General features: G+C 69.7%; 20 protein-coding genes. 2 read left to right on the top strand and 18 right to left on the bottom strand.

Going from position 1 to position 23,019, the window contains the following annotated elements; translation table 11 throughout:
• Positions 1–186: 186 nt before the first annotated feature.
• A complete protein-coding gene (gene trxB, locus VT85_RS20425) occupies positions 187–1,218 on the top strand; it encodes a thioredoxin-disulfide reductase (RefSeq protein ID WP_068419533.1) in 1,032 nt (343 codons plus the stop codon).
• A 24-nt stretch (positions 1,219–1,242) separates the two neighbouring features.
• On the opposite strand, the gene VT85_RS20420 is transcribed toward trxB, so the two are convergent.
• The 11 genes from VT85_RS20420 to VT85_RS20365 form a co-directional block, all read right to left on the bottom strand.
• Positions 1,243–2,574 (bottom strand): sensor histidine kinase, encoded by a 1,332-nt coding sequence (locus tag VT85_RS20420; RefSeq protein ID WP_197490903.1) that lies wholly within the window; start codon positions 2,572–2,574, stop codon positions 1,243–1,245.
• A gap of 70 nt (positions 2,575–2,644) precedes the next feature.
• Positions 2,645–3,370: a GGDEF domain-containing protein gene (locus VT85_RS20415; protein WP_068419531.1), complete on the bottom strand. Its 726-nt coding sequence runs from the start codon at positions 3,368–3,370 to the stop codon at positions 2,645–2,647.
• Positions 3,371–3,634: 264 nt separating this feature from the next.
• Positions 3,635–4,447, bottom strand: a complete 813-nt coding sequence (locus VT85_RS20410; protein WP_068419529.1) for an ABC transporter permease — start codon at positions 4,445–4,447, stop codon at positions 3,635–3,637.
• Positions 4,448–4,450: 3 nt separating this feature from the next.
• Positions 4,451–5,365: an ABC transporter permease gene (locus VT85_RS20405; protein ID WP_068419526.1), complete on the bottom strand. Its 915-nt coding sequence runs from the start codon at positions 5,363–5,365 to the stop codon at positions 4,451–4,453.
• Positions 5,352–6,344, bottom strand: coding sequence for an ATP-binding cassette domain-containing protein (locus tag VT85_RS20400; protein ID WP_068419524.1), 993 nt, complete (start codon positions 6,342–6,344; stop codon positions 5,352–5,354). Before VT85_RS20400 ends, VT85_RS20405 begins: the two co-directional genes overlap by 14 nt.
• Positions 6,345–6,407: 63 nt before the next feature.
• Positions 6,408–8,336 (bottom strand): type IIA DNA topoisomerase subunit B, encoded by a 1,929-nt coding sequence (locus VT85_RS20395; RefSeq protein WP_068419522.1) that lies wholly within the window; start codon positions 8,334–8,336, stop codon positions 6,408–6,410.
• A 75-nt stretch (positions 8,337–8,411) separates the two neighbouring features.
• Positions 8,412–10,931, bottom strand: coding sequence for a DNA topoisomerase (ATP-hydrolyzing) subunit A (locus VT85_RS20390; protein WP_068419520.1), 2,520 nt, complete (start codon positions 10,929–10,931; stop codon positions 8,412–8,414).
• A 184-nt stretch (positions 10,932–11,115) separates the two neighbouring features.
• Entirely contained in the window at positions 11,116–11,955 is an 840-nt protein-coding gene (locus VT85_RS20385; RefSeq protein ID WP_068419518.1) for a sugar phosphate isomerase/epimerase family protein, read from the bottom strand.
• 4 nt (positions 11,956–11,959) lie between these two features.
• On the bottom strand, positions 11,960–12,835 hold the full coding sequence (gene folD, locus VT85_RS20380; RefSeq protein WP_068419516.1) for a bifunctional methylenetetrahydrofolate dehydrogenase/methenyltetrahydrofolate cyclohydrolase FolD: 876 nt from the start codon (positions 12,833–12,835) through the stop codon (positions 11,960–11,962).
• Positions 12,836–12,995: 160 nt separating this feature from the next.
• Complete coding sequence (locus tag VT85_RS29755; RefSeq protein WP_156512977.1) at positions 12,996–14,489, bottom strand: hypothetical protein; 1,494 nt, start codon at positions 14,487–14,489, stop codon at positions 12,996–12,998.
• 58 nt (positions 14,490–14,547) lie between these two features.
• The gene (locus VT85_RS20365; RefSeq protein ID WP_082858768.1) at positions 14,548–15,501 is read right to left on the bottom strand and encodes a YybH family protein; all 954 of its coding nucleotides are present in this window, start codon (positions 15,499–15,501) and stop codon (positions 14,548–14,550) included.
• 395 nt (positions 15,502–15,896) lie between these two features.
• On the opposite strand from VT85_RS20365, the gene VT85_RS20360 reads away from it, so the two are divergent.
• Positions 15,897–16,274, top strand: coding sequence for a CZB domain-containing protein (locus tag VT85_RS20360; RefSeq protein WP_068419508.1), 378 nt, complete (start codon positions 15,897–15,899; stop codon positions 16,272–16,274).
• A gap of 101 nt (positions 16,275–16,375) precedes the next feature.
• Here the strand turns inward: VT85_RS20360 and VT85_RS27835 are convergent, their stop codons facing one another.
• The 7 genes from VT85_RS27835 to VT85_RS20330 are packed head-to-tail and all read right to left on the bottom strand — an operon-like array spanning position 16,376 to position 22,986.
• On the bottom strand, positions 16,376–16,543 hold the full coding sequence (locus VT85_RS27835) for a hypothetical protein (RefSeq protein WP_156512976.1): 168 nt from the start codon (positions 16,541–16,543) through the stop codon (positions 16,376–16,378).
• Positions 16,515–17,870, bottom strand: coding sequence for a glycosyltransferase family 9 protein (locus VT85_RS20355; RefSeq protein ID WP_082858767.1), 1,356 nt, complete (start codon positions 17,868–17,870; stop codon positions 16,515–16,517). The genes VT85_RS27835 and VT85_RS20355 overlap by 29 nt, the downstream gene beginning before the upstream one ends.
• Positions 17,851–18,975 (bottom strand): glycosyltransferase, encoded by a 1,125-nt coding sequence (locus VT85_RS20350; protein WP_068419507.1) that lies wholly within the window; start codon positions 18,973–18,975, stop codon positions 17,851–17,853. Before VT85_RS20350 ends, VT85_RS20355 begins: the two co-directional genes overlap by 20 nt.
• Positions 18,975–20,471: a hypothetical protein gene (locus VT85_RS20345; RefSeq protein ID WP_068419505.1), complete on the bottom strand. Its 1,497-nt coding sequence runs from the start codon at positions 20,469–20,471 to the stop codon at positions 18,975–18,977. Before VT85_RS20345 ends, VT85_RS20350 begins: the two co-directional genes overlap by 1 nt.
• The gene (locus VT85_RS20340) at positions 20,464–21,165 is read right to left on the bottom strand and encodes a class I SAM-dependent methyltransferase (RefSeq protein WP_068419503.1); all 702 of its coding nucleotides are present in this window, start codon (positions 21,163–21,165) and stop codon (positions 20,464–20,466) included. Before VT85_RS20340 ends, VT85_RS20345 begins: the two co-directional genes overlap by 8 nt.
• Entirely contained in the window at positions 21,162–21,926 is a 765-nt protein-coding gene (locus VT85_RS20335) for a glycosyltransferase family 2 protein (RefSeq protein ID WP_068419501.1), read from the bottom strand. Before VT85_RS20335 ends, VT85_RS20340 begins: the two co-directional genes overlap by 4 nt.
• Positions 21,919–22,986, bottom strand: a complete 1,068-nt coding sequence (locus VT85_RS20330) for a CDP-alcohol phosphatidyltransferase family protein (RefSeq protein WP_068422395.1) — start codon at positions 22,984–22,986, stop codon at positions 21,919–21,921. The genes VT85_RS20335 and VT85_RS20330 overlap by 8 nt, the downstream gene beginning before the upstream one ends.
• Between the last annotated feature and the right edge of the window lie 33 nt (positions 22,987–23,019).

Genomic DNA, 23,019 nt, shown 5'->3' with positions numbered 1-23,019 from the left:
GTCGATCGGCGAGAATGCGCAAAATTTCGGAGTCGCGTCCGCCCGGGGGACGCTCCCCGGAGACTCCCGATCCCGGAGGCCCTCCCACCCGCCCCGCGAGCGGGTCCGCCACTCGGGCGGCCGGTGCGGCCTGGTCCGGTTCGATTCGATCTGGTTCGCGATCCGCCTTGCTCGGAAAGGGTGACGATGTCTGCTGCTCATTCGGCCGTGATCATCATCGGCTCGGGGTCCGCCGGGCTCACCGCCGCGATCTACGCCTCGCGCGCCAACCTGGCCCCCCTGGTCTTCGAAGGGAAGGAGCCCGGGGGCCAGCTCACGCTCACGACCACGGTCGACAACTTTCCCGGCTTCCCCGACGGCATCGACGGGCCGGAGTTGATGGACCGGATGCGCAAGCAGGCGCAGCGGTTCGGCGCCGACACCCGCTGGGAGACCGTCTTCGAGGTCGACCTCTCGAAGCGGCCGTTCACCGTCAAGACCACCGACGACCCCAGCGGCGACCCCTCCAGCGGCGAGATCCGCACCTACACCGCCGACTCGGTGATCATCGCCACCGGCGCCGCGGCCCGCTGGCTGGGCGTCGAGGGGCCTTACCGGGGCAACGGCGTCACCACCTGCGCCACCTGCGACGGCGCGCTCTACAAGGGGAAGGAGATCGCCGTCGTCGGCGGCGGCGACTCGGCCATCGAGGAGGCCACCTTCCTCACCCGGTTCGCCACCAAGGTCACCCTGATCCACCGCCGCGAGGAGTACCGCGCGTCCAAGATCATGCAGGAGCGGCTCAAGGATCATCCCAAGATCGAGTACGCCTTCAATTCGGTGGTCGAGGAGATCCTGGGCGATACGTCCGACGGCCCCCCGAGCCTCCAGGGCGTCCGGCTCCGCTCCACCGTGGACGACTCCCGGCGCGACCTGAAGATCGCCGGGCTGTTCCTGGCGATCGGCCACGACCCCAATTCGGCCATCTTCAAGGGCCAGGTCGCGATGACCCCTTCGGGCTACGTCCTCACCCGGACCGCCCTGGCCTGGCAGGAATCCGGAGCGCCGGAAGGCCTGCTTGAGAAGCTCCTCGACTACGGCACGGCGACCAGCGTCGAAGGGGTCTTCGCCTGCGGCGACGTGGTCGACACGCACTATCGACAGGCCATCACCGCCGCCGGCTCCGGCTGCTCCGCGGCGATGGACTGCGAGAAGTGGCTGGAGACCCAGCACAGATGACCCGCCGCCTCGCCCCCCGCCGGATCAGGGCGGGGGCGCGGCCGAGGCGGGGGGGGCGACGGGCGTGATCGGCGCCGCGGCGCGGGGGAGCCGGACGGTGAACCGCGACCCGGAGCTGAGCCGGCTGGCGACTTCCACCCGCCCGTCGAGCGACGAGACCAGGTGCTTGACGATCGCCAGCCCCAGGCCGGTCCCCCCTAGCTCTCGGCTCCTCGCCCTGTCGACGCGGTAGAATCGCTCGAAGATCCGCCCCTGGTCTTCCCGGGGGATGCCGACGCCGGTGTCGCTCACCTCGACGGCGACCTCCCCGGCCGTGGCTGAACACACGACCTTCACGCGGCCCCCCGGCGGCGTGTACTTGATCGCGTTGTCGATCAGGTTGTCCACGATTTGACGCATCGCCTCCTCGTCGGCGAGGACCGTGACCCCGCGATCGAGCCCCCCCGCGTCGATCGACAAGGTGAGGTCGCCGGCCTCGGCGCGGTCGCGATGGGCCTCCACCAGGCGTTCGAGCACCGGGATCAGGACCAGCGGTTCGTGGCGGAAGACGTCCTGGTTCGCCTCCAGGCGGGCCAGGGCGAGCATGTCGCGGATCAAGGCGTCGAGCCGGTCGATCTGCTCGGCGATCCGTTCGAGGAACCGCCGATTCACGGCCGGGTCCTCGAGCGCCCAGTCGATCAGGGTTTCGGCGTAGGCCTTGATCGACGCCAGCGGCGTCTTCAACTCGTGCGAGGCGTTCGCGACGAAATCCTGGCGCATGCGTTCGAGACGTCGGAGGTCGGTCACGTCGTGGAAGACCAGCACCGCGCCGGCCGCCTGCCCCCCCGGCAGCGGTGAGCCCCGGACCGACAGGATGCGAGGCGCGAGGCGCAGGACGTCCCGGCCCGGCAGTGCGAACTCGGCGAGGTAGGCGTCCGGGTGGACCAGGCGGAAGGTGGCTTCGACGGCGTCGTGGACCTGCGGGCTGCGGATCAGCTCGGGCATCAGGCGGCCGACCGACGAGGCGTCCAGGCCGAAGAGGGCGTCGGCGCTGGCGTTGGCGAAGAGGAGTCGGCGCCGTGGGTCGACGGCGAGCACGGCTTCCGCCATCGCCCCCAGGACCACCCGGAGCTGCTGACGATCGGCTTCCAGCCGTCGCGTCCGCTCGTGGACCTCCGGCGCCGCGGCGTTGAAAGCGGCGACCAGGGCGCCCAGCCTCCCCGACGGCAGGACGAGGACCGGGCGGGCGCGTCGCCCTTCGGCCAGTCGAGCCAGCCCCCGAGCCACGTCCCTCGCCGCCCGCGCCCGCCTGAGGACGATCGCGAGGATCGCGACCGCCGCGACGGCGACGAGGGTCGATGCGAGGTACGCCATCATCGTCCATCCAGGCCCGGGCGGCTCATTCCATCATCACGTCCTTTTAGTATCACGTCTTCGGGCGAGCGGGTCAACGGTCCAGGGCCGACCCGGCTCCGAGGCCGAGCGACGGCGACGGCCTCGCCAGGTCGTCGGCGTGCGTCACCCGGTTGCGGCCCTCGCGCTTCGACACATACAGGGCTCGATCCGCGCTCTCCACCAGGCTCACGGCCGAGGTCTGCGGGCCGACGTCCTTGTGCCGGAGGGTGGCCGCCCCGAAGCTCGCCCGGATCGGCCGGGTCTCCCAGGGGTGGGCCTCCAGGGTGAGCCGCACTCGCTCGGCCATCGCCGACGCGCCGTCGCGCCCGGTCCCCGGGAGCAGGATCGCGAACTCCTCGCCTCCGTAACGCGCCACCACGTCATGGTCGCGGACGCAACTGCGGACGATCAGGGCGACCTGCCGCAGCACCTCGTCGCCCGCGGCGTGGCCGTAGGCGTCGTTGAACGCCTTGAAGCCGTCGACGTCCAGGAGCACGAACGACAGCGCGAGCCGGTGCCGCACCGCGAACGAATACGAGACGTCGAGGGAATCGATCAGGAATCGACGATTCCAGAGTTCGGTCAGCGGATCGGTCGAGGCCACGCGCTTCAGGCGGTGGAGGTCGTCCTCCAGGCCGGTCCCCTTGCTTCGGAGCGAGTCGATGGTCGCGCGGGCCTCCTCCAGCCGCAGGCGGAGCAGGTGGATCTCCGCCATCAAGGCCGGCGTCGCCTCGACCTCGTCGTCCCGCTCGTGCCGTGGGTCTTCGAACCAGTTCATATAGCCTTCCCGTGCGGTGTCCGGCCCTCGTCGGCATCGCCCGGGCCTCGCCTGGTGGGTTCCTCTCCCTCGGGCGGGGAGGCGCGGCGTCTCCAATCGGGCCGCCGGGGTAGGGGGCTCGATCCGGTCGCGCCGGCCTTTTGGCCCGCTACCAGGAGAGTAGGCCGCGGCGACGGTTCCGGACGGGGAGTTTCCTGGTTTCAGCGCGTCGGAGGATCTGTTGCGTGCATGCAACCGAATTCGCCGGCTGGTCACTCCGACGGCTCAACTGCTGGCGCTCCGGTAGGAGCGGAGCGCGACCTGGAAGAACCGTCGGCTGACCCAGAGCGAGGCCAGCGCGACGGCCACGGTCCAGGCGACCATCCACGGCTCCAGCACGCGCACCATCACGTTCGCCGGCACGTTCGAGACCAGCAGGATCGGGATGATGAACGTGAAGAAATTCCCGAGCGGCTCGGCCCAGCGCCCGGAGAAGATCTCGCGGGGGTAGCGGGCGAGGCTGGAGAAGAGCCACCACATCTCCATCAGGCTCGTGTTCCGCACCATCCAGACCGAGACCGAGGTCAGCATCATCATGAAGCTGTAGGCGATGGCGACGCCGCAGGCGAAGGTCGCGAAGAACGCCGCCACCCGCGCCGGGTCGAACGCCCAGTCTTTCTGGACCAGGGCGACGACCATGAGGATCGCTCCCATCAGCAGGTTGGGCGCGGTCCCCCAGTCGATGCGGCGGCAGGAGACGAGGAACTGCTCGTCGATCGGCTTGAGCAGCAGGAAGTCGAGGTCGCCCGTCCGGACCAGTTCGGCGAACTCGTTGCAGTTCTCCAGAAACAGGGTCTCGATCAGGCCGTTGAGCGCGAAGAAGCAGCCGACGAAGAAGAAGTAGTCGGGCTCGCTCCAGGCCGCGATGTGGCTGGTCTTGGCGAAGACGGTCCGGTAGAAGGCGATCAGGATGCCCATCCAGAGCAGCTCGACCGACACCTTGACCAGGAAGTTGCCGCGGAAGGCCATCTCGCGGGCCAGCGTGAAGCGGGCGAGCCCGCCCAGCAGCCGCGTGTATCGGGGGACGCCAGGGAGCACGGGTCAGCCTCCGTAGGCGCTGTAGCGCCGCAGGCCCGCGCGGTAGAGCGTCCGCGCCAGGACGAAAAACGCGACCGCCCAGAACAGCTCCAGGCCCAGGTGGAGGATCAGCTCCGTTCCCCGGATCTTCCCCTGGAACACCACGGCCGGGAAGTACGCCATGTACTGGAAGGGGAGCACCTTGAGGATCCCCGACCACGGCTGCGGCAGCAGGTCCAGCGGGAGCATGTGGCCGGAGATGAAGAAGTTGAGCGTCATCACGATGTAGAGCAGCGACGTCACCTCCAGGAACCAGAACCCGACCATCCCCACGCTGGCCTCGAAGTAGAAGCCGACCAGGAACGAGAGGATGAGCGAGACCGCGTAGGCCGCCAGCGTGGCCGCGTCCGGGAAGCCGTCGAAGTAGCCCCGGCAGAGGTAGAACAGCCCCGCATACGGAAGGAACGACATCGTGATGTAGGCGGCCTTGTGCGCCACCCGCGACGCGAGCAAGAAGCCGGTCAGGTCGAGCGGCTGGATGAGATAGCGTTTGAGGGTCCCTTCGCGGACCTCGCGGGCGACGCCCGCCGCCAGGCCCGGCATGCTGGAGAACATCCGGCTGATGTTCGTGAGCAGGAGGTACGCGATCATCTCGCGATAGCGGAACCCTCCCAGCTCGTCCTGGCCGGAGCCCTCGTAGATCGCCTTCCAGAGCAGGATCGTGGTGACGATCGGCAGGAAGCGGAGGATCGTGGCCAGGAAGAAGTCGCCGCGGTAGGTCATCCGTTCGATGAGCGAGACGCGGAAGATCCGCGCGTACTTGACCATCGACTGGAGGAAGCCGGGTCGGGCGGGGGCCGGCGCGGGCCCGCCGAACTCCGGCGCGAGGCGGTCCTGGGTCTCGGTAGGCTGCGCCGTGGTCGCGTCAGGCGGCGTCATGGGCGAGCCGGGCCTCCTCGAAGACCTTGGCGATGACTTCCTCCAGCGGGGGGTCTTCCACGCTGACGTCGGCCAGGGCGTGTTGGTTGAGCACGGCGCCGAGGGCCTCGGCCACCCGCGACCGCTCGATGCGGACGTCGGCGAACGGCCCTTCGCGGCGGACCAGCTCGCCGAACCGTTCCAGCCCCTCGGGGGCGGGGCCGTCGAACTGGAGCTTGACCAGTTTCGCCTCCCCGAACCGCTCGACGATGCCGGCGAGCGGGCCGTCGTAGACGAGCTTCCCCTGCGTGATGACGATCACGCGGTCGCAGAGCGCCTCGACGTCGCGCATGTAGTGGCTGGTCAGGAGCATCGTCACGCCCCGGCGTTCGTGGTAGTCCCGCAGGCATTTCTGGATCGCGGCCTGCGCGACGACGTCGAGGCCGATGGTCGGTTCGTCCAGCAGCAGCAGCCGGGGGCCGTGCAGGAGGGCGGCGATCAGCTCCATCTTCATCCGCTCGCCCAGCGAGAGCTCGCGGACGGCCTGGCGGGTCAGCTTCTGGACCCCCAGCAGCTCGACCAGTTCGCCGAGGGTGCGGTCGAACTGGTCCTTGGGGATGGAGTAGATCTCGCGGTGGAGCTGGAAGCTGTCGCCGGCGGGCAAGTCCCACCAGAGCTGGTTCTTCTGGCCCATGACGAGGGCGAACTGGCGGCGGAAGGCGTCCTCCCGGAGCCAGGGGGAGTATCCCAGGACGCGGGCGTCCCCCGAGGTGGGGTAGACCAGTCCGGAGAGCATCTTGAGGGTCGTCGTCTTCCCCGCGCCGTTGGGGCCCAGGAAGGCGACCATCTCGCCGGGCTCGATGGAGAAGCCGATCCGGTCGACGGCCTTGACCTCCTTGTATTCGCGACGATAGAGCCCGCGGAGCGCCCCGAGCAGGCCCTCGCGTTTCTGGAAGACGCGGTACGTCTTCGTGAGATCCTCGACCTCGATGATCGGCATGGGGTGCGGTTTCCTCGCGGGCGTTTCGCGGCGGTACGTCGGTCGGCGGAGATCGACGCCGGGTCAGATGTCGATGTCCTTGGCCGTGTAGGCTTCTTCCATGATGAACTTGAAGCGGGCCTCGGGCTCCTTGCCCATCAGGTCGCTGACGGTGCGCTCGGTGTAGGGCCGGTCCTCTTCGGGGACGACGACGCGGAGGAGGCGGCGGCTGGCCGGGTCCAGCGTGGTCTCGAAGAGGAGTTTCGCGGGCATCTCGCCGAGCCCTTTGAATCGCGTGATGTCGGGCTTCGCGTTCGAGGGGAGCTTGCCCAGGATCCGGTCGCGGTGGGGATCGTCGGAGGCCCAGTAGGTCTCCTTCCCCCAGGAGATCTTGTACAGGGGGGGGCAGCCCAGGAAGATCCGGCCGTCGGCCAGGAGTCCGGGGGTGTGGCGGTAGAAGAAGGTCAGGAGCAGGGTGGCGATGTGGTGGCCGTCGCTGTCGGCGTCGGTCAGGATGATGACCTTGCCGTAGCGGAGGCGGGCCGGGTCGAAATGGTCGTCCATGCCGCAGCCCAGGGCGCTGATCAGGTCGGTCAATTCCTTGTTGTCGAGCACCTTGGCCTTGCCGGCCTGCTCGGCGTTGAGGACCTTGCCGCGGAGCGGGAGGATGGCCTGCACGTCGCGGTCGCGGCCCTGCTTGGCCGACCCGCCTGCGCTGTCGCCCTCGACGATGAACAGCTCGGACTCCTCGGGGTCGGTGCTGTCGCAGTCGGCGAGCTTGCCGGGCAGGTTGAGCTTGCCGCCGACGGCCGTCTTGCGGCGGACCTGGGAGGCGGCGGCCCGGCTCGCCTCGCGGGCCCTGGCCGCCTGGATCACCCGCGCGACGATCGCGTCGCCGACGCTCTTGTTCTGGAGCAGGAACGATTCCAGGCTGGGCCTGACCATCGACTCGACCTGGCTGCGGACTTCCGGGTTGTTGAGCCGGCCCTTGGTCTGGCCCTGGAATTGGGGCTCGTGGATGCAGACCGAGAGGACGGCGGTCAGCCCCTCCCGGACGTCCTCGCGCTTGATCTCCAGGCCCTTCTTGACCAGGTCGTGCGTCTCCATGAACCGCTGCACGGCCGTCCCCACGGCCGCCAGCATCCCCATCTCGTGGGTGCCGCCGTCGCGGGTCGGGATGGTGTTGACGAACGACCGGACATCCTCGTCGGTCGCCTCGGTCCAGGAGAGGGCGAGGTGGCAGCGGATCCCGTCCTGGTCCAGCTCGCGCTCCAGCACGAAGGGGAGGGGGGCGACCCGCACGTCGTTCCGCTGGCGGTTCACGGAGTCGAGGAAGTCGGCCACGCCGCCGTCGTGGCGGAACTCGACGCTGGTCTTGGCCCTCTCGTCGACGAACTGGATCACCAGGCCCTTGTTCAGGTAGGTCTTCACGTCCAGCCGTTCGGCGATCAGCGAGGAGTCGTAGTCGAGGGCCTGGAAGACCTCGACGTCGGGCGTGAAGGTGATCGTCGTCCCGGTGCCGCGCGCCGGCTCGCCGGCCTCGACCGGGCTGAGGGGCTTGCCGCGCTTGTAGCGCTGGGTGTAGGTGCGGCCGTCGCGGCGGATCTCGGCGACGAGGCTCTTGCTCAGGGCGTTGACGACGCTGGCGCCGACGCCGTGGAGCCCGCCGGCCACCTTGTAGGCGTCGTTGTCGAACTTGCCGCCGGCGTGGAGCGTGGTGAAGATCACCTCGAGGGCGCTCTGGCCGGTCTTGGGGTGCTTGTCGACGGGGATGCCGCGGCCGTTGTCGGCGATCGACACGGTCCGGCCGTCTTGGTGGAGGGTCACGACGATCCGGCTGGCGTGGCCGTTCATCACCTCGTCGACGGCGTTGTCGACGATCTCCCAGAGCAGGTGGTGCAGGCCCGCCTTGTCGACGCCGCCGATGTACATGCCCGGCCGGCGGCGGACCGCCTCCAGGCCCTCGAGCACGGTGATGGACTTGGCGTCATACGTCGCGGATCCGTTCGCCATCGCGGTCTGATTCCTCTCGCATCGGCCCGACGAGCTCCGCCGGGACGCGGTATTCTTCGCGGGCGCGGGGGTTCGTCAATCCCGGGGGTCGTCGGATTTGGGTCGGAGGTCGCCGGCCTCGGCCACCTGATCGGGGTGCGGGACGGGCTCGGCCTCGCCCGGAACGAGGCATTCGAGCGACCCGCGCTGGAGGATGGCGTAGCCTCGGCCGCCGCGGCCGGTGACCGGGTACTTGGTCGCCCGGACGATCTGCTCGGCGCCGCGGTTGGTGCGTACGGCGAGCCCTTCGCGCTTCTTGTTCGCCAGCACGAAGCCGATGACCTGGTCCTTGGCGTCGAGCTTGATCGCCGCCACGCCCCTCGCCGCCGCGGAGACGACGTTGGCCTCGGTGACCGGGAAGATCAGGACTCTGGCCTGCTTGGTCGCCAGGCAGACGTTCTCCGAGCCGTCGGTCGCCTCGACGCCGACGACGGAGTCTCCCTTGAGGGTCGGGTCGAGTCGGGCGACGAGCCGGCCCTTCTTCGTGGAGACCGGGGCGAGCGTCGCCAGCGGGAAGCGGAGGATCTTGCCCCCGGCCGTGAGGGCGACGACGTACGGCGGCGGCGGCATCGAGGGCCCGCCGGCGTGGCCGTTGAGCGACCCGTCGGCGTGGCCGTCGCCGTTGACCGCCGCACCGTCGGCCTCGGCATCGAGCGTCCGCTGGACCATCCGCGCCGGGCTCTGGGAGAACCTGGCGAAATCGGGGATGCACCGCGGGTCGTGGCAGACGACGCCGACGAGCCGCTCCTGGTCCTCGAAGGCGAACTGCTTCTGGATCGGGTCGCCGTGGCCGGTCGTCATGGGGATGTCGTTGACGCGGAGGGTGTAGCCGACCCCCCGATCGGTGAACAGCGTGATCGTCTGCCGCGCCCGGGCCCGGTACACCCAGCCGACCTGGTCCCCGTCGCGGACGCGGATGCTGGCCACGTCGGTGAACGACTTCTGCCGCTTCGTCCAGCCTTCGCGAGTGATGATGACCCAGGCGTCCTCGTCGACGATGTAGTCTTCCTCGCGGAACTCCATCGGCGCGGCCGGGGCCTCGATCCTCGTCCGTCGCTCGTCGCCGTAGGTCTTGACGATGTGCTTCAGCTCGGCCTTGATGATCGCCCAACGGGCCGGCTCGTCGTCGAGGAGCCCCTGGATCTCGGCGGCGCGCGTCCGCTTGGCGGCCAGCTCGGCGAGGATGTCCTGGATCTCCAGCTTGCCCAGGCGGTAGAGCTTGGTCTCCAGGATCGCGTCGGCCTGGAGGTCGCTCAGGCCGAAGCGGGCGATCAGCTTGGGGGCGGCGTCGGCCTTGCCGTCGCTGGCGCGGATGATCCGGATCGCTTCGTCAAGATTGTTGAAGACGATCGCGAAGCCTTCGAGGATGTGGATCCTCGCCAGCAGCAGACGCAGCTCGTAGTTGAGCCGCCGCGTCACGACGTCCAACCGGAAGTCGAGGAAGTGCTGGAGGATCGTCTTCAGGTCGAGGCGGCTGGGGACGGCCACCGCGGCCCCCTCGGCGGGGAGCAGGCACGTCAGGTTGACGCCGTAATTCACCTGGAGCGGCGTATTTTTGAAGAGATAGGCCATCGCCGCGTCGGCGTTCGAGCCCGGCTTCAGCTCCAGGACGATGCGGATGTCGTCGGTGCTCAGGTCCTTGACGTTGGTGAGCTGGGGGACCGCCCCCTTGCCGATCAGCTCGCCGATCCGGGCGACGAGCGGGTCCTTTTCGATGCCGTAGGGGATCGAGTCGATGACGATCGTGTTGGGCCGATCCTCGGGACGGGCGAAGGTCCCCCGGAGCTTGAGGCTCCCCTGTCCGGTGGCGTAGATCTTCCGGATGTCCTCGGGAGGGTTGAGGATGACGCCGCCGGTCGGGAAGTCCGGACCCAGGACGTGCCGGGTCAACTTGTCCAGCGGGGCCTCGCGGTTCTCCAGCAAGACCACCAGCGCGTTGCAGACCTCTTTGAGGTTGTGCGGCGGGATGTTCGTCGCCATGCCGACCGCGATGCCCGCAGCGCCGTTGACCAGCAGGTTCGGGAACTGGGCGGGGAGGACGACCGGCTCCTGGGTCGTCGCCATGTAGTTGTCGCGGAAGTCGACGGTCTGCTCGCGAAGCTCGCTCAGCAAGGTCTGGGCGATCGGGGTCAGGCGGCATTCCGTGTACCGGAATGCGGCCGGCGGGTCGCCGTCGATCGAACCGAAGTTGCCGTAGCCCTCGATCAAGGGCTGCCGCAATGAGAACGGCTGGGCCATGCGGACCAGGGCGTCGTAAATCGATGAGTCGCCGTGGGGATGGTAATTCTTCATCACCTCGCCGACGACCGCCGCGCACTTCATGAACCGGCCGTCGGCGGTGATCCGCAGGTCCGACCACATGGCGTACAAGATCCGCCGCTGCACGGGCTTGAGACCGTCTCGGACGTCCGGCAAGGCGCGCGAGGTGATGACGCTCAGGGCGTAGTTGAGATAACGCTCCCGCGCGGCCTCCGCCAGCGGGACATCCTCCGTCAGCGAGCTTCGCCTCGCGCGAAGCTCGCGATCGTTATTCCCCCGGCGGTTCCGTTTCGCCATCGCTGGACCCGACTCCCATCCTGTGCTTCACGAACGCGGCTTCATGCCCCACAGATCAAAGCAACTCCTGAGATCGCCACAATACCAATGTTCGGCCCTCGGCCGCAATTGATAGTGTACGAATTTACAAGTCCGCGTGAGGCGGATCAAGGCGTCGGCGCCAGAGGCGTGGATCGGGATGGTCTCAGGCGGGACTGGACTGGGCGGCCCGGAGGTTCGCCTTCAGGCATTCGAGGCTCCGCCGGGCGGTCTCCTCGGCTCCGGGGGAGAAGTCGAACACTTCGACGGAAACCCAGCGGTCGTAACCGGATTCGACGAGGGCCTTGAAGATCGGGCCGAAGTCGACGTCGCCCATTCCGGGGCCTTGCAGGTTGACGTCCTGGGCGTGGAAGTGGCCGGCGTTTCGAGCGTGGCGGCGGATCAGGTCGGGGACGGTGGCGTCGGTCTCGCCGCTCTGGGCCTTCACGTCCATGTGCAGCTTGAAATGCGGGTGGTCGACCTGGGCGATCAGGGCTTCGGCCTGGGCGCAGGTGTTCAGAAAGTTGGTCTCGGTGGGGGCCAGGGGTTCCAGGCAGAGGTCGATCCCGAGGTCGCCCACCGCCGGCATGATCCGTCGGAAGACTTCCACGGCGTAGCCCTGGGCCTCGTCGAACGAGACGCCCGGCAGCAGGTCGCGCTGCTTGGGAGAGCCGAGGACCAGGAGCGAGCCGCCGAGGTCGCGGGCGGCTTCGGCCAGGGCCACGAAGTACTCTCCCGTCCGGCGTCGGACTTCGGGGTCGGGCGAGGTCAGGTAGAATCCGTCGGTCTTCGCGAGCAGCCAGTGCAGGCCGATCGTCGCCAGGCCGGCGTCCTCGATCGTGCGACGGATCTCGCGTCGACGCTCCGACGAGAGGTCGGTGATGAGCGGGGCGAGGGTGAACGGGGCGAGTTCCAGGCCGTCGTAGCCGATCTCGCGGACGAGCTTGCAGACGTCCTGAAGTTCCCAACCTTCGAACAGCTCGTTGCAGATTCCGAATCGGATCATCGTTTCAACCTCGACGTTCGGCGGCGAGTTCGGCGGCGTGGAGCGTGTTCCGAAGCAGCATGGCGACGGTCATCGGCCCGACGCCCCCCGGAACCGGGGTGATCTTGGCGGCGACCTGGGCGGCCTCGGCGAAATCGACGTCGCCGCAGAGTTTGCCGTCGGCCTTCCGGTGGATCCCGACGTCGATCACGACCGCGTGCGGCTTGATCCAGTCGGCCTTCACCAGCTCCGGCTGACCCATCGCGACGATGAGGATGTCGGCCTCGCGGGCGAACCGGGCCGGGTCCTTGGTGCCGGTGTGGCAGACGGTCACGGTGGCGTCGGCCCCGACCCCTTTCTGCAAGAGCAGGAGCGCGACCGGCTTGCCGACGACTTGCGAGCGACCGAGCACGACGACGTGGGCCCCTCGGGTGTCGACGTCGGAATCCTTCAGCAGTTCGACGATCCCCAGCGGCGTGCACGGGACGAACCGGGGATGCCCCTGGGCCAGCAGGCCGACGTTCATCGTGTGGAAGCCGTCGACGTCCTTCAGCGGGTCGACCCGCTCGATCACCGATCGGGAATCCAGATGCCTGGGCAACGGGAGCTGCACCAGGATGCCGTGGACGGCGGGGTCGGCGTTGAGGCGGTCGACCGTGGCGAGCAGTTCCTCCTGGGTCGTCTCGGCCGGGAGCCGGACGACGTCGCCGTTCATGCCGGCGGCCTTGACGGCGTTCTCCTTGTTGCGGACGTAGACCCGACTCGCCGGATCTTCGCCGACGAGCACGACCGAAAGTCCGGGGATGATCCCCGTCCGGTCCCGGAACTCCGCCACTTCGCCGGCCAACTCGCCGCGAATCCGCTCTGCCAGGGCTTTCCCATCCAGGATCACAGGGGGCACGTTTCGAGTACTCCGATCGCCAAATTCCCCGGGCCGTCGCCGCATCTCCGCAGTCCACCATTATGCAGGAAGGACCGGACGGTGACGAGGGGAACGGTCCGTGATCGTGACGGGCTGGAACGAGCCCGTCACGATCAAGGCCTGGGATCGATCGGGTCGGTCAGGGCTGCGATGCGGGGGGCGCGACGTTTCCGCCCTCCGGGCCGGGATCCGGGATCCGGACGAGGGTGAACTGCCGCTGCTGGCCGTCCGGAGCGTGGACAAGCATCGTCGTCTGCTCTTTGGTCAGGTTGGCGAGGCCGACCTCGTAGACGGGGGTCTTGTCGCCGCCGATCGTCCAGGCGACTCGCTGCGACTCGCGGTCGACCGATCCCGCCAGCGGCGTGGCCTCGTTCGTCTTGAGGTTGTGGTAATTGCCGCGGATCACGCCCTGGTTGTTGATCGCCAACTGGAAGAAGTCGTTGGGTTGAGTTTGATCGCCCTCGACCATGGCGAAGACGCCGATCGGCTGCCACGAAGCGTTCGCGTCGGGTTCGGCTCCGCCGGCCGAGGCGATCTGGCTGGCCTGATCAGCGTATTCCTGAGGCGTCCCGGCCGATTCACCGTTGACGTACACGGCCTGGGGTTGGGCGACCACGTTGCCGCCGTAATCGTACGAGGCGGGCTGGGCGGCCAGGTCCATCTGACCGGCGACGGCGTTATAGCCGGGATTCGCGTACAGCGAAGAGTTGCCGAGGTTCGTCGGCTGCCAGGCCTGGGGATACGCGGCGTACATATTGGGGGTGTAGACCGGATACGCATAGCTCGCGGCGAGGACGGTGTTTCGCTGGGCCGCGAGGGCGGCGTTGGAGGCGTAGTACGTACCATAGCCACTACCATAGCCCCGAGCGGCCGGGACGCCGGCCGCCCCGAATCCCGCGCCGGGCAGCAGGCCGGCCCCGCTCGCCGGCCCGCCGAGACCAGGCCGTCCCGCCCCCGCGCCGGGCAAGGCGCCGATCCCGCTGGCGGGGCCGCCCACGCCGCTGGCACCGACGCCCGGCCGTCCCGCCCCCGCGCCGGGCAAGGCGCCGACCCCGCTGGCGGGGCCGCCAGCGCCGCTGGCACCGACGCCCGGTCGTCCCGCCCCCGCGCCGGGCAAGGCGCCGACCCCGCTGGCGGGGCCGCCAGCGCCGCTGGCACCGACGCCCGGTCGTCCCGCCCCCGCGCCGGGCAAGGCGCCGGCTCCACTGGCGGGTCCGCCCACGCCGCTGGCACCGACGCCCGGCCGTCCCGCGTTCTGGCCATGCCCACTTGCGCCTCCCCGCCCGTGGGGACCCATGGCCGGCGCACCTCCTTGCATCCCGCCGCCAGCGCCGCCGAAGCCGCCCTGCATGCCACGGCCGCCGTGCTGCATCCCGCCGCCGAAGCCGCCCTGCATCCCGCCGCCACTGCCGCCGAAGCCGCCTTGCATGCCGCCGCCGCCGCGCTGCATCCCGCCACCGCCGCCGCCGAAGCCGCCTTGCATGCCGCCGCCGCCGCGCTGCATGCCGCCGCCCCGGCCGCCGCCGCCCCGGCCGCCGCCGCCTCGGCCGCCACGCTGGGCGAAGGTACGAGAATCAAGCGACAGGACCAGGGTGAGCGTCAGGGCGGTGAGAGTCGCAGGTTTGAGGCGCATGGTCTGGCTCCGGGCATCTTGATCGAACAGGTCGCGGGGGGAGCGTGCGTCTGGTCGCTCACTTGGCGGGTTTGGTCCGCGTGATCTTGACGGGCGCCAGGTCGGGAAGTTCCACTTCGTCGAGCATCCGGTCGATCGACTGCCAGGTGAAGGTGTCGTCGTCCACCCGACGAAGAATGTTGGTCTCGGTGAGCGAACCGCCGTCGACCAGGGTTCCGGACCCCTGAATGAGCCAGTTGTCGCCGTCGCGGATCCAGTCGGCCTCGCCGACGCCGCCGTCGGCTTCGAACGTCCAGTTGTGGAGCGATCCGCTTTCGGGGTCGACTCCGATGACCTGGAATCCGGAGAGGGGCATCGCCTTCTCCTGGATGCTGAACTGGGCGTGGAGGAACTTCTTGTTTGGGGACCAGGCGTAGGTGGTCCGGATCTCGGCTCCCTGGCCGCTCGTCGACTTCCACTCGCCGACCAGCCAGGCCAGGTCGGCGATCGAATCCGCGACGTCGGCCGATTCGCTCATCTGCGCGATCAGCCAGCGGCCGTCCTCGCGAACGAGGAGGACCTTGTAGCGGGTCACGGTCGTCGGCTCCACGGGCCCTCGTCGAACGGTCGCCACACCCTCGCCGATCGCCATGCCGCTCGCGAGGAACCGGAGAGTTCCGGGCCGGATCTCCGCCTTCACCTCGGGAGTCTTCTTGAAGAGTTCCGAGAAGCCTTTCTCCAACGCCTCGCGACCGCGGAGCGTCCCCACGGCCTCGCTCTCATATTCGCCTTCGGTGGTCCAGTGCGCGGCAAAGGCCTTGGCATCTCTCGATTCGAAGGCCTTGACGAACGACTGCATGGTCGACCGGATCTCCTTCCGATCTTCAGGACGGTCGACGGCTTCCGTCGGCGGAGCGGTAGCCTGGGTTTGCGCCCGGGCCGTGCCGTCGCCACCGGGAAGGCCCGGCAAGAGGCAGGCGAGGATCAGGACGGACAGATGGCATGCGGCATGAGACGGGGTTCGAGGGGGCATGGGATTTCCGTCCTCCGAATAGCGGGCTTCGATACGAGGGATACGTTATCAGCGCCTGAATCTCGATAGAATCCCCTGCCGATCCGTTCCTGCGTTTCCCTTCGCACACCGGGACGAGTGACGCGCGGCGAGCGCGCTCCAGAGGAAAGCGACGTGCCACCCGGGCGCGTTCCGCTTCATCAGGGAGCTTCACGCGCCACAAAGCCACACTCCGAACAGCCCGACGAATCCAGGGATGAAGATCACGGCCGGATCGACGGGATGTGGTACCTTGAGTGCGACGCCGGGTCGATTCGAACGTGGCGAGCGGTGGAGACGGTCGCTGCGGTTTCCGAACCGCGTCGGCCCGCCGGCCGAAGTCGGCGGGCCGGTCCCCAATCGAGGAGCCGCCCGCCATGATCGATCCAGCGAGCCTTGACCATGCGATCGCCGCCCACGCCAAGTGGAAGTTCCGGCTCCGCGAGGCCATCAACACCGGCCAGAGCGAGTGGACGGTCGAGAAGGTGCGTCCCGACGACCAGTGCGAATTCGGGAAGTGGCTGAACTCGCTGCCGCTGCCCGATCGGATGAGGAAGGAGTGGCGGGAAGTGAAGGTCCTTCACGCAGGATTTCACGCCGCCGCGGCTGATGTGCTGGCCTCCGCCCTCGCCGGGCGGCAGTCGGAGGCGGCCGCCGCGATCGCCCCCGGCGGCGCCTTCGCCGACGTCTCGACGAAGCTGGTCAGGCTCATCACGGAGTGGAAGAAGACCGCGGCCGGCCCTCAGGCCCGATGATCCGCTTCTCGCGGGATCGGTCCCATTCGCCTCGTGGCGCGAGCCGGACGCCGCGCCTGGAACCAGGCGGTGAGACGCGGACGCATTCCGATCCCGGCGGCTCAGAAGAGGCCGAGGACCCAGGATCGGAGCCAGGGGAAGCGCGTGCCGATCGCCGACTGGACGTAGGCGATCGACCAGACGGCGACCCAGGCCAGGACGAGCCAGCCCCGGACGTCGAGTCGGGCGGCGTCTTTCCGGTCAGGATGCGGGATTGTAGTCGTGTTCATAAGCGATCTCGAGTTCTCGCGGCGGGGCGGAGCGGCGGCCCGGCTCGCGGCGGTCCGCGCGGGCGAGCCAGCGCCGGGCGGCCTGATAGACGCGGTCGGGGTCGAGACCGGTCATGCAGGGATGGTCGGGGAGAGGGCAGGTCTTCTGGTGGCAGGGGCGGCAGGGGACGCGCTTGCGGAGGACCAGCGATCGCGTCGACCAGGGCCGCCACTGCATCGGGTTGTTGGTGCCGCTGAAGAGGATCACCGAGAGCGCCCCGGCCGAGGCCGCCAGGTGCGCCGGGCCGGAGTCGGCCCCGATGAAGAGGTCGGTGCGCTCCAGCAGCGCCGTGGTCTGGGGGACGCTCAGCCGGCCCGACCAGTCGAGGAGGCGGTCGTGGGGCGCGAGGAGCCGCGACAGCGGGGGATCTTCCGGTCCCCCCACGATGACGACCCGCCAGCCGTCTTCCAGGAAGCGCTCGGTCAGGGCCTTCCAGTGCCGTTTGGGCCATCGCTTGGCGGCCGTCCCGGCGCCCAGATGGACGGCGAGCATCGGCGGCTGGTCGCGGAACTGCTCGGCCTGGAGCCGGCCGTCGGGCTCGCGATCCGTGGCCTTGGCCGATCGGCTCGGGCGTTCGCGGCGGCGGCCCGAGCGACTGGGCCAGGCGTCGAGCAGCCGCGCGGCGACCTCGGCCCGGTCCTCGTCGCGGACGTGCACAAGAGCGCGGCCGCCGAAGTCGGGCTCGATCCCCAGCGGGGCGAGCAGCGCCAGCCGCGAGCGGACCTCGTGCCGGCCGGGCGTCCACTCGGCGACGTCGGTCAGCAGGAACGAGCCCCCACCCATGGCGAAGCCGACGCGACGCGCCACGCCGCCGATCGCCAGAACGAGGATCGAGAGCACGTCGCCTCGGACGTCGATCCCCAGGTCGTATCGGGCCTCCCGGAGCGACGCCCCCAGACGCCAGACCTCGCCGAGCAGGCCCCGGCGGGTCGGGCTGCGCTCGAACCAGGTCCGCTCGGCGATCCGCACCCGCGCGACGTTGGCGTCGGCCTTGAACACCTCGTGGTTGCTCGGCGAGGCCAGCACGTCGATCTCGGCCTCGGGGTAGGCGTTCCGAAGCTGGGCGATGAGCGGCGCGGTCAGGACGGCGTCGCCCAGGTGGTCGAGCTGGACGACGAGAATCCGGCGCGGCGTCTCGACCACCCGGGTGGGCCGAAGCCGCCGCCAGAGGGGCGCGACGAGGCCGCCGGCCGCGTCGAACGCGCGCACCAGGATCCGCCATCGCAACTTGCTGTAGCGATAGCGCCCGGTCCGAACAGGCTTGAGGTCAGACGGCGACCTGCTCATAAACCTCCGCCGTTAGCTTGGCGACACGCTCCCAAAGGTAGTTCGAAGCGACGTAGGCCGCAAGTCCAGGTCGCGGACCTTCCCGCCAGGCCCGCGCGAGGGCCGCGCCGATCTCGTCGGCCCGCCCGGGTCGCGCGTAGGTCGCACGGTCGCCGAAGTAGGACCGGGTCGAGCCGTGGGGGGTGATCACGACGGCGGCCCCGGCCAACGCCGCCTCCAGCGCCGCCAGCCCAGGGGTCTCGAACCAGCTGCACAGCGCGAAGACCCGCGCGGCGGCGTAGGTGGAGACCAGCAGCGGGTCGTGATGGTCCAGGCCCTCCAGCCAGACGACGCGATCGCCCCCTTCGCGGCGGCACTGCTGCTCGTAGTTCTCGTGCTGCGGGGGCGCCTCGCCGACGACGACCAGCGGGAACCCCAGCCGTCTCGCCGCCCGGATCACCCCCAGCGGGTTCTTGCGGGGCTCGATCCGTCCCACGAACAGGACGAACTCGAAGTCGCCGATTTGCTCGCGGAAGAGTTGGGGCGATCCCCAACCGAAGTCGGGCAACACGCCGTTGGGCACGACGCTCATCCGAGCCCGAGCGACGCCGAAAAGTCGCGCCAGTTGGTCGGCCTCCTCGCCCGAGTTCGGCAAGACCCGGTCCGCCAGCCTCAGCAGGTCGCGACGCCACCCCGGCAGGCTCGGTACGCCCCGGCGGAGCGTCCAGGCCCCGAGCGCGCCGAGCTTGCGGGCCAGGGTCGGTTCCAGGGCCCACAGGGCGCTCGGTTCGTACCAGCAGATGGGCGAGAGGACGACCGGGACGCCTCGGGCCTTCGCGGCCCTCGCCAGCTCCAGGCCCTCGCGCGACATCCCGAACAGGTGGAGCAGCCGCGCGTGGTCGAGGCGGTCGGTCCAGGGGGAGAAGAGCCGGACGGGGACGTCGAGCGCCTCGAGATGCCGACCCGTCTGGACCAGTTGATTCTCGCCGCCGCCGGGCGCCTGGAACGCGAACGACGGCGCGTGCAGGTACGCCGAGCCCGCCGGGAACGGCCCCTGCGACCGCGACGCCAGCCATTGGGCGGCGGTCGGCTCGGTGTCGAAGGCTTCGAGGGGGCGATCGTCCATCAACTCGTCCCCGTCCTTTGATGTTTCCAGCGTCGGAGCCCCTTCTTCACGCGGCCGGCGATCGTCGCGTCCGGGAGTTCGTCGATCGGCGTCACGGTCTCCCAGTCGATCGCCCGGCGGATGATCTGCTTGAGGGAGGCGGGCCGGAGATCGGGCGACGGCGGTCGCACGACGCGCCGGGCGGGCTCCGACCGTCGCTCGTACGCGAGCGTACGCAGGTCGAGGACCGTCTTCGGCCCGTTCAGCGGCAGCAGGCAGCGGAAGTCGCCCCGCTGGATCTCGAGCGCCAGCGGATAGCGGGAGTCCCAGTCCTCGAACTGGACCTCGTAACGACCCGGCCCCCTGGGGATCGCCAGCCACCGCCGCGAGTTTCGCCAGCGCCACCAGCGGGCCATCTCGGTCAGGGTCGTCCGCCAGACGAGCGGTTGCCGCCGGAGGACGGCGGCGAGGGCCATCGGGACCTCGGGCATGCGGCCCAGCCGACGCTCGGGATGGCCGTAGACGAACGCGGGCTCGCCGGCCGCGACCTTCTCCTCCACCACCCTGGCGAGATGCTCGGCGACGACCTTCCCGCCCGACGCGCCGGCGTCGAGGAAAAGGCCCTCGCAGATCGGATGCACGGGGACCTGCAGCACCTTCGAGAACCGCCCGTCCTTCCAGGGGAAGAAGGGGAAGTCGTCGTAGCCGAGCTGGAAGTCGGTCGAGTACGAGTAGCCCAGCGACTCCATCGCGTCGTCGAGCGAGGCGTTCCAGCGGCCGTGGGGGGCGGCGAAGCCCTCGACGGCGAACCCCTTCTCGCGGAGGATTCGATCGGCCCGTTCCAGGTTCCGGAGGTTGGCCTCGGCGTCGCGATAGATGTAATGGTAATGGCCGTGCGATTGGGCGTCGCGGCCCGCCAGGTCGGCGAGGACCTCGGGCTCGTCCTGGTAGGCGTTCGTGCTGACGAAGTGCGTGGTGCAGTCGTCCAGCAGGTTCCGGCCCAGGGCGAAGCGGAAGTAATCCTCGGCGACCGGCTCGTCGAGGTCGACGCGCAGGTTGAACGCCGAGCGATACGGGTGCGGGTAAGGCGCGAGCCGCATCCAGAGGCCGTCGCGGGCCGAGACCGCCTCGCGGAGGCGCGCGATCAGGCGCTCGCGAATCAGGCCCTTCGGATGTCTCGCGACCTGCTCGCGCAGCGTCCACCCCTGGACGTCCCATGCGGCTCGCATCGGCCGATCGTCGATGAGGGCCTGGAACGGGTCGACGGCCTCGCCGTCGCGGAGGGCGTCCACGTCGATCGCGACGTGGGCTGAGGTGAGCAGCGCACGCATCGCCGAGGACGACTCGCGACGGCCGTCGAACAGGACGAACCGGCCTCCCCGGAAGGCGAACGGGTGGGCGTCGTGGACCGTCTCGAAGGCGATCCCCTCTTGCGCCAGGATCAGTTCGAGCCCCGGCGGGGTCTTCCAGAGCAAGAAGGGGAGCGCGGCGGCGTTGGGGCCGAGGACTTCAGACATCCGACCCTCCGTCGCCCCGGGCGACCCAGAGAGCCATCAGCCGGGCGGCCGGCAGCTTTCGGAACAACATCCGTCGCTGCTCAGAGGGCGAGAGCAGATGGACCACCCGGACGTCGGAGAAGGATTTCCGCAACTCCTTGCGCAACCGGCTGGGCCAGAACCATCGCTCCCGGGCGGGGCCGTCCGAGGGGTACATCCACATCCCCCGGCGCTCGTCGATCATCTTGACCAGGGCGCTCGGCATCCACGGCCGCTGGGCGTTGAACGAGGCGAGGCTCTTGTCGACGATCGCCAGCGTCCCTCGCGGGGCCAGCACCCGCCGGGCCTCCGCGATCGTCCCGCTCCAGGACGCCGGATCCAGATGCTCGAAGACCTCGACGGCGATGATCGCGTCGAAGCTCGCCGATCGAAACGGAAGACTCCGGGCGCTGCCGCGCACCCGGTCGATCCCCTCGGCCTCGGCGAGCATGGCCGTCGAGACGTCGACCCCGGCGACGATCGCGCCGCGCTGCTGGAGCGCCCGCGAGAACCGGCCCTTGCCGCAGCCCAGGTCGAGCACGCGGAGGCCCTCGACCGGGCCGATCGCGTCGAGCACCCCGCGGAGGCGGTAGTCCTCGGGGTCGACCGAGTCCTTGAACCGCCAGTGCAGGGCGTCGAACCGGAACGTGACTTCCGCCTCGTGTGCCGAGATCATGCGACCTCCATGTGGTCCAGTTCCCGCAACTTCCATGTGCGGACGGCCGCCGAAACGCCGGACAACGCGCAGAACATCAGGCCTTCGAGCCCGTCGCGGAACCCCTGCTTGTACAGGTACAACTTGAGGAACAGCCAGGCCGGGCGGAGCGTCAAGTCCCTCGCGCGGAACCGGGCGCCGGCGCGGTGCAGGTCGCGGGCTTCGAGCGAGGTGTACTGGTCGATCTTGCGGAGGAAGACCTGGACGTCGGGGAGCGTGCGATGATCGAGCGGTGCCGACATCCGACCGACCTCGCCGTCGAGCCGGACGGTCTCGTGCACCCGCCCCATCCACGCGCCCCGCTCGCGGCGGAAGAGACGCAACGGCAGGTCTTGCTGGGTCCCCGAATAGCCGAAGGGCCGTCCCAGGATCTCGCTCCGGATCGGGATGCGGAAGCCGTCGCGGTCGTTCGTCGGATCGGCGATGGTCCGGCGGATCTCGTCCGCCAGTTCGGGCGTGGCCCGTTCGTCGGCGTCGATCGAGAGGATCCAGTCGCCCGAGCCCGCCACGCGGCCGGCGTTGCGCTGGGAGGCGAAATCGTCGAAGCGACGGACCAGGACGACGTCGGCGAGCCGACGCGCGACGCCCAGGGTGTCGTCCTCGCTCGACGGGTCGACCACGACGATGCGCTCATGGGCGAAGCTGACCGAGGCCAGGCAGCCGGGGAGGTTCGCCTCCTCGTTGCGGGCGACGATCAGGGCGGTGATCCGGGGCTCAGGCATGTGCCGCCCCCTTCCGCGCGATCCCCGCGAGGGCCCTCAGCGGGAAGTAGGCCGCGTAGGCGACGAGCGCCGCGTCCAGCCGCCCGACGGCCGCCAGGACGATCCAGACGTGCCACCGCAGGTCGGCGTGCCCCATGCCGCCGACGAGACTTCGGACGGGCCCGACGATCCACGCGAGCCGGCCGCATCGGGCGGGGCGGGGAGCTTCAGCGCCCCGAGGAGACGATTTCTCCATCGCCTCGCCGGTCAACGACTGAATCAGGAACATGTATTTGCCCGAGGCGAACAGCATGCCGAGGACCAGCCAGATCGGCTCCATCGTGGCCGCGAAGGCCGCCCAGGCGATCGCGGCGTGGAGCGCCACGTCGGCCAGTTCGTCGAGCACCTGATCGAGCCATCGGCCGAACGCCGAGCAGGAGCCCTGGAGCCGCGCGAGGCGGCCGTCGGCGGTGTCGAGCACGAGGGCCGCGGCGAACGCCAGCGCCGTGATCGCGCGGACCGTCCACCCCGATCCGCCGCACGCGACGAGCGCGGCGCCGGCGAGCATGAGCCCCCCCGCGGCCAGGGTCAGCGCGTTCGGGCCGACTCGCGTGGGCCGGAGCGCCGCGGCGAGTCGATCGGCGATCGGGAAGGCCCAGTAGCGGCCGAGAGGCTGGTAGTTCAGCCGGCGGTTCAGCTCCTGTTCGGCCCCGGCGAGGGCTTCGGGGCGGTCGAGCCTCCAGAAGGCGGCGGACTCGGGGTCGCGCCCCCGGCTCACGGCCCGCTTGAGGCGTCGGCCGTCGTAGAGGCGGTCGGTTCGGAGGACGGCCGCGCCGACGGTCGGCGCGGCGTCGACGAGTGTGACGCGGTCGGCCTCGGCGTCGCGGAGCAGGGGGGCGAGGTCGGCGATCTGGCCTCGACCGGCGAGGACGGCGATCGCGCGTCCCGGGCCGACGAGGTCGAGCGCCTGCTCGACCAGGTGGGAGAGCACCGACCGACCCATGAAGACCTCGGCGGCGAGCAGGCCGCGAGGTCCGCTCGGGCGGGCGTCGATCACCAGATTGAGGGCCGGAGCAGCCATCGGATTCGCCTCCTTGCGGTTCTTCGCCCCTGC

The sequence above is a fragment of the Planctomyces sp. SH-PL62 genome, assembly GCF_001610895.1.
Taxonomy (GTDB): domain Bacteria; phylum Planctomycetota; class Planctomycetia; order Isosphaerales; family Isosphaeraceae; genus Paludisphaera.
This window is presented reverse-complemented; position numbering and strand designations above follow the sequence as displayed.

Excerpts from the sequence above, each read along its gene's own strand:
- VT85_RS20390 (WP_068419520.1), bottom strand. The coding sequence starts at position 10,931 with ATGGCGAAACGGAACCGCCGGGGGAATAACGATCGCGAGCTTCGCGCG.
- VT85_RS20345 (WP_068419505.1), bottom strand. The coding sequence starts at position 20,471 with ATGTCTGAAGTCCTCGGCCCCAACGCCGCCGCGCTCCCCTTCTTGCTC.
- VT85_RS20405 (WP_068419526.1), bottom strand. The coding sequence starts at position 5,365 with ATGACGCCGCCTGACGCGACCACGGCGCAGCCTACCGAGACCCAGGAC.
- trxB (WP_068419533.1), top strand. The coding sequence starts at position 187 with ATGTCTGCTGCTCATTCGGCCGTGATCATCATCGGCTCGGGGTCCGCC.
- VT85_RS20415 (WP_068419531.1), bottom strand. The coding sequence starts at position 3,370 with ATGAACTGGTTCGAAGACCCACGGCACGAGCGGGACGACGAGGTCGAG.
- VT85_RS20360 (WP_068419508.1), top strand. The coding sequence starts at position 15,897 with ATGATCGATCCAGCGAGCCTTGACCATGCGATCGCCGCCCACGCCAAG.
- VT85_RS27835 (WP_156512976.1), bottom strand. The coding sequence starts at position 16,543 with ATGAACACGACTACAATCCCGCATCCTGACCGGAAAGACGCCGCCCGA.
- VT85_RS20395 (WP_068419522.1), bottom strand. The coding sequence starts at position 8,336 with ATGGCGAACGGATCCGCGACGTATGACGCCAAGTCCATCACCGTGCTC.
- VT85_RS20365 (WP_082858768.1), bottom strand. The coding sequence starts at position 15,501 with ATGCCCCCTCGAACCCCGTCTCATGCCGCATGCCATCTGTCCGTCCTG.
- VT85_RS20330 (WP_068422395.1), bottom strand. The coding sequence starts at position 22,986 with ATGGCTGCTCCGGCCCTCAATCTGGTGATCGACGCCCGCCCGAGCGGA.
- VT85_RS20350 (WP_068419507.1), bottom strand. The coding sequence starts at position 18,975 with ATGGACGATCGCCCCCTCGAAGCCTTCGACACCGAGCCGACCGCCGCC.
- VT85_RS29755 (WP_156512977.1), bottom strand. The coding sequence starts at position 14,489 with ATGCGCCTCAAACCTGCGACTCTCACCGCCCTGACGCTCACCCTGGTC.
- VT85_RS20385 (WP_068419518.1), bottom strand. The coding sequence starts at position 11,955 with ATGATCCGATTCGGAATCTGCAACGAGCTGTTCGAAGGTTGGGAACTT.
- VT85_RS20400 (WP_068419524.1), bottom strand. The coding sequence starts at position 6,344 with ATGCCGATCATCGAGGTCGAGGATCTCACGAAGACGTACCGCGTCTTC.
- VT85_RS20420 (WP_197490903.1), bottom strand. The coding sequence starts at position 2,574 with ATGATGGCGTACCTCGCATCGACCCTCGTCGCCGTCGCGGCGGTCGCG.
- VT85_RS20340 (WP_068419503.1), bottom strand. The coding sequence starts at position 21,165 with ATGATCTCGGCACACGAGGCGGAAGTCACGTTCCGGTTCGACGCCCTG.
- VT85_RS20355 (WP_082858767.1), bottom strand. The coding sequence starts at position 17,870 with ATGAGCAGGTCGCCGTCTGACCTCAAGCCTGTTCGGACCGGGCGCTAT.
- VT85_RS20335 (WP_068419501.1), bottom strand. The coding sequence starts at position 21,926 with ATGCCTGAGCCCCGGATCACCGCCCTGATCGTCGCCCGCAACGAGGAG.